This window comes from Neobacillus drentensis, from assembly GCF_036965645.1.
Taxonomy (GTDB): domain Bacteria; phylum Bacillota; class Bacilli; order Bacillales; family Cytobacillaceae; genus Neobacillus; species Neobacillus drentensis_D.
Genome location: NZ_JBALPZ010000173.1, coordinates 2,545 through 4,473 on the forward strand (window position 1 = coordinate 2,545; position 1,929 = coordinate 4,473).

General features: G+C 35.4%; 3 protein-coding genes. 2 read left to right on the top strand and 1 reads right to left on the bottom strand.

Annotated features, from left to right (window positions below):
* Nucleotides 1-35: 35 nt before the first annotated feature.
* Nucleotides 36-488, bottom strand: a complete 453-nt coding sequence (locus V7266_RS26045; RefSeq protein ID WP_335472151.1) for a staygreen family protein — start codon at nt 486-488, stop codon at nt 36-38.
* Nucleotides 489-797: 309 nt separating this feature from the next.
* Here V7266_RS26045 and V7266_RS26050 point away from each other — a divergent pair, with 309 nt between their 5' ends.
* Both V7266_RS26050 and V7266_RS26055 read left to right on the top strand, forming a co-directional pair.
* On the top strand, nt 798-1,067 hold the full coding sequence (locus V7266_RS26050) for a CD3324 family protein (RefSeq protein WP_335472152.1): 270 nt from the start codon (nt 798-800) through the stop codon (nt 1,065-1,067).
* 142 nt (nt 1,068-1,209) lie between these two features.
* Entirely contained in the window at nt 1,210-1,860 is a 651-nt protein-coding gene (locus tag V7266_RS26055) for a FusB/FusC family EF-G-binding protein (RefSeq protein ID WP_335472153.1), read from the top strand.
* Nucleotides 1,861-1,929 lie beyond the last annotated feature (69 nt).

The following is a 1,929-nucleotide window of genomic DNA, read 5'->3' on the forward strand; positions in this document are numbered from 1 at the left end:
TATTTTTTAAAAAAATAGCTATATTTAGATAATGATTATATGGGAAAACTGTGGAAAGTCCCCCAAGTCTCTTGTCTAGCAAACTGAGGATAGGCGGACATAAAGTTAACTATTATTGAAGCATGATCTAGATAAGGGTGTGCGTTGAATAAAAATCGATCGCCGTATCGAATAGCAGTTAATGCAAGTGGTAACTCACGCCTAAATATTTCAGTGCGTTTTGCTGATACATTTTGGCTATATTGTCCTTGATCTATATATAAATAAACCCAGTAATATAACGAATTCCCGTTTGTTTTCCATTCACCTAATACCTCATCTCTCATAGGATTGATTTTATCCCAGGCATAATGTGTTCCAATAGCTAAAAATAGATCTCCAGTTAAATCAGAGTGAGTTAGCGTGTAACATCTTGGAATAACAGGTTCCGTAGCAGTAACACCATCCATGTATTCTACAGATAGTTTTTCCGGAATGAAATTGCTCAAGCAATCAGCTCCAATCTGCTTTTTGTATCATTATGCTCATTTAAATTTATTAATTCATAAAAAGTAATAAGCAGATAAAAGGATTCAATCCAGTTGTAAATTTCGTTATAATGATAAATTAAGGGGGTGCTTACAGATGGAGAATCAAATAAGATTGTCTGGTACTTCTTCCACTCATGCAAAGCCTATTATTGGAAAGGCGATACTTTGCATGGGGCGAAATAGTTAATTTTATCGCTGATAAAGCTTTTCTAATATAGTGGCTTTGCACCTTATTTTTTTCAAAATCAAAATAAGGAGCGGGCAGAATTGAATTATATTAATGCAAATAAAGTTTTACCCGAAAAGTTAATCGTGGAAATCCAAAAGTATGTGCAAGGGGAAACCCTGTATATTCCTAAGCGGGAAACGGAGTATCGAAAATGGGGGACTTCAAGTGGAGGCAGACATCTGATTGACCGTCGTAATGCCGCCATTAGAAATTCTTTTATCAGTGGCAGCTGTATCCAGCAGCTGGCTGAGGAATACTACCTTTCCACTGAAACCATTAAGAAAATTGTTTATTCACATAAGAAGTAGGAGAACGGCACTGGTGAAAATCCATCATCAGTGCTGTTTTATGTAAAAAACGTTTCTAAGTCATTTTATCCATTTTAGTAGTTTGCTGCATTTATTAAAATAAGTATAAAAGCAGGTAGCTGAACGATTGGGGATATAGCTGATGACCGAAAAATTCATTAAAAATGAACAGTTAAATTTAATAAAAAGGCAAATTTCTTTAATTAAGGACAGTGTAAGAAATAATGTCCCCCCAAATGTTTTAGCAGCGGTGATTGACTTAGCTCATGCCAAAATCTTGGACCTCTTTCCAAACGCAACATTGGAACAACAAGAAATGCTGGATCTTTCCAGACTAAAAACAGATAACGAGTATGAGCAATATATCCGGCGTCTTTCTGCCTTTTTGCTGCCTTTCCCACAAATCACCGAGCAGCAACTCAAAAAAATGTTTCCAAAACGAAAAAAATTAAAGCTGCCTGATTTAGCAAATATAGATTGCAGCCAGCTAACCTATTTAAGCTGGAATGACTTAAGATCCAATAAAAAGTTTATCGTTTATGAGCTTGAAGGAATACTGGTCGGCATTGAATGTGAAGTTACACCGACTAGTAAGAAAAATCTTTGTTCCATATGTAATTGTTTTGGTGAGGTAGCCTATTTCTCCACTATAACAAAAGCGAAAAGACCAAAAAACCCGGATTATTACAGAGCTATCGGCAATCTTATTTGCACCAACAGCAGCGAATGTAATAAAAAAATAACCAATGTAGAGTATTTAACGACTGTTCTAAAAGATTCGCTAGGAATATGAAAACCTCACATAATGAACCGTACTATAAATAGAGGCAGTTTTTTTATAAATAGGCTGTGTTAATCTTGG